Source organism: Polaromonas sp. (assembly GCF_030682935.1).
Taxonomy (GTDB): Bacteria; Pseudomonadota; Gammaproteobacteria; order Burkholderiales; family Burkholderiaceae_C; genus Polaromonas.
Genome location: NZ_JAUXNA010000061.1, coordinates 1 through 3,393 on the forward strand (window position 1 = coordinate 1; position 3,393 = coordinate 3,393).

3 protein-coding genes are annotated in these 3,393 nt (G+C 59.6%); all 3 read left to right on the forward strand.

Features of this window, described 5'->3' with window-relative positions; genetic code table 11:
* Nucleotides 1-1,407, forward strand: a 1,407-nt coding sequence (locus tag Q8K05_RS02275) for a CTP synthase (RefSeq protein WP_305244922.1), incomplete at its 5' end; no start/stop codon positions are given.
* A 2-nt stretch (nucleotides 1,408-1,409) separates the two neighbouring features.
* Entirely contained in the window at nucleotides 1,410-2,264 is an 855-nt protein-coding gene (gene kdsA, locus Q8K05_RS02280) for a 3-deoxy-8-phosphooctulonate synthase (protein WP_305244923.1), read from the forward strand.
* Nucleotides 2,265-2,409: 145 nt separating this feature from the next.
* Nucleotides 2,410-3,393, forward strand: a 984-nt coding sequence (gene eno, locus Q8K05_RS02285; protein ID WP_305244924.1) for a phosphopyruvate hydratase, incomplete at its 3' end; no start/stop codon positions are given.

Sequence of the window (3,393 nt, forward strand, 5' to 3'; positions counted from 1 at the left end):
CTTGACAAAGAACGCCGCGGCGACTACCTCGGCAAGACGGTTCAGGTGATTCCGCACATCACCAACGAAATCCAGGACTTCATCAAGCGCGGTGCGCGCTATGACACGCCTGAAGCCGTGGACGTGGCGATTGTTGAAATCGGCGGCACGGTCGGCGACATTGAGTCCCTGCCCTTTCTGGAAGCCGTGCGCCAGATGAGCCTGCGCATGGGCCCGAACAACCCCGCCTTTGTGCACCTGAGCTATGTGCCCTGGATTGCGGCTGCGGGTGAGCTCAAAACCACGCCGACACAGCACACGGCCAAGCAGCTGCGCGAGATCGGCATCCAGGCCGACGTGTTGCTGTGCCGCGCCGACCGCCCTATTCCGACAGAAGAGCGCGACAAGATCTCGCTGTTTTCCAACGTACCCGAGTGGGGCGTCATTTCCATGTGGGACGTGGACACCATCTACAAGGTGCCGCGCATGTTGCACGAGCAGGGCCTGGACGGCCTGATCTGCGACAAGCTGCGCCTGAACACGCCGCCAGCCAATCTCAAGCGCTGGGACGACCTGGTGTACGAGATGGAGCACCCCAGGACCGAAGTCAGCATTGCCATGGTCGGCAAGTACGTGGACCTGAGCGACAGCTACAAGTCCCTCAATGAAGCCTTGCGCCATGCCGGCATGAAGAACCATGCCAAGGTGGTCATTGAGTATGTCGATTCCGAGACCATCACCCCCGACAACGTGTCGCGCCTGGCGCACTTTGACGGCATTTTGGTGCCCGGTGGCTTTGGCATACGCGGCGTTGAAGGCAAAATTTGCGCCGCCCGCTTTGCCCGTGAAAACAAAATCCCCTACCTCGGCATCTGCCTGGGCATGCAGGTCGCCACGATTGAGTTTGCCCGCCATGTCGCCGGACTCAAGGACGCCAACAGCACCGAGTTCGACCCGAGCAGCCCCCACCCCGTCATTGCGCTCATCACCGAGTGGAAAGACGCCGACGGCACCATCAAGACACGCGATGCCAAGTCCGACCTGGGCGGCACCATGCGGCTAGGCGCCCAAAGCTCTGATGTAGCAAAAGGATCCCTGGCTCACAAAATCTACGGTGATGTGGTGACGGAGCGCCACCGCCACCGCTATGAAGCCAACGTCAATTACCTCGACACCTTGCGCAAATCTGGCCTGGTCATTTCGGCGCTGACGCAGCGCGAACACCTGACGGAAATTGTCGAATTGCCGCAGGACGTTCACCCCTGGTACATGGGCGTTCAGTTCCACCCCGAATTCAAATCCACCCCGTGGAATGGCCATCCGCTGTTCAACGCCTATATTGCAGCGGCGCTTGAGCACCGCGTCAGCGGAAATCAGGCGGCGCAGGATCCAAAAGCAGCAGCAAAACCTTTGAAAGCGGTGGCCTGATCATGAAATTGTGCGGATTTGAGATCGGCCTGAACCAGCCCTTTTTTCTGATTGCAGGCCCCTGCGTGATTGAATCCGAGCAATTGCAAATGGACACCGCGGGCACGCTCAAGGAGATCACGTCCGCGCTGGGCATTCCGTTCATTTTCAAGAGTAGCTTTGACAAGGCCAACCGTTCGTCGGGCAGCACTTTTCGCGGCCCCGGCATCGACCAGGGCCTTGAGATTTTGGCCAAGGTCAAACGCGAACTTCAACTGCCGGTACTGACCGACATCCACGACGCGTCGCAGATTGCCCAGGTCGCCAGCGTGGTGGACGTGCTGCAAACCCCCGCCTTTTTGTGCCGCCAAACCGACTTCATCCGGGCCGTTGCACAGTCGGGCAAACCGGTCAACATCAAAAAAGGCCAGTTCCTGGCGCCAGGCGACATGAAAAATGTCATCGACAAAGCGCGCGCTGCAGCCCGCGAAAAAGGCCTCAATGAAGACAACTTCATGGCCTGCGAGCGCGGCGCCAGTTTTGGCTACAACAACTTGGTGTCCGACATGCGCAGCCTCGCGATCATGCGCGAGACCAACGCCCCCGTGGTGTTTGACGCCACGCATTCCGTGCAATTGCCGGGCGGCATGGGCACCAGCAGCGGCGGCCAGCGCGAAATGGTGCCGGTGCTGGCGCGGGCAGCAGTCGCGGTTGGCATTGCCGGGATCTTCATGGAAACCCATCCAGACCCGGCCAAGGCGATGAGCGATGGCCCCAATGCCGTTCCGCTCAAGCACATGAAAGCCCTGCTGGAGACGCTGCTTGAACTGGACCGCGTGACCAAAAAGAATGGTTTTCTGGAGAACCATTTCGAATGAACTGCGGCATCAGTGCTCACGCGACGGTGACCGGCAAGGTGTGGTGACCCTGCGCATGATCCTGTCGAAGGCGTGTGACGCCTTCACCGCTGCAGGTTTCAGGACAGGTTCAAAGTTTTGTTATTTTTGATTTGAAAGAACACAAATGAGCGCAATTGTTGATATCGTCGGCCGCGAAATTCTGGACAGCCGTGGCAACCCCACCGTTGAATGCGACGTGCTGCTGGAATCCGGCGTCATGGGCCGCGCCTCGGTGCCCTCGGGCGCATCCACCGGCTCGCGTGAAGCCATTGAGTTGCGTGACGGCGACAAATCGCGTTACCTGGGCAAAGGCGTGCTCAAGGCGGTCGAACACATCAACACCGAAATCTCCGAAGCGGTGCTGGGCCTGGACGCCAGCGAGCAGGCCTTTCTGGACCGCACCCTGATTGACCTGGACGGCACCGACAACAAATCGCGCCTGGGCGCCAATGCCATGCTGGCCGTCAGCATGGCCGTGGCACGCGCAGCCGCTGAAGAAGCCGGCCTGCCGCTGTACCGCTACTTTGGCGGCAGCGGCGCCATGCAAATGCCGGTTCCCATGATGAACGTGATCAACGGCGGCGCACACGCCAACAACAACCTGGACCTGCAGGAGCTGATGATCATTCCGGTCGGCGCTCCAAGTTTTCGCGAAGCCCTGCGTTATGGTGCCGAAGTCTTTCATGCGCTGAAAACAATTCTGCACGACAAGGGCATGAGCACCGCCGTGGGCGACGAAGGCGGCTTTGCGCCCAGCGTTCCCAACCATGAAGCGGCGATCCAGATGATTCTGGAAGCGATTGACAAGGCCGGTTTTGTCGCTGGCGAGCAGATTGCCCTGGGACTGGACTGCGCCGCGTCCGAGTTTTACAAGGACGGAAAATACGTGCTGTCCGGCGAAGGCCTGAGCCTGTCGGCGCAGGAATGGACCGACATGCTGACCACCTGGGTGGACAAATACCCCATCATCAGCATTGAAGACGGCATGGCCGAAGGCGACTGGGACGGCTGGAAAATCCTGACCGAGCGCCTCGGCAAGAATGTCCAGTTCGTCGGCGATGACCTGTTTGTCACGAACACGAAAATCCTGAAGGAAGGCATCGACAAG

Excerpts from the sequence above, each read along its gene's own strand:
- kdsA (WP_305244923.1), top strand. The coding sequence starts at position 1,410 with ATGAAATTGTGCGGATTTGAGATCGGCCTGAACCAGCCCTTTTTTCTG.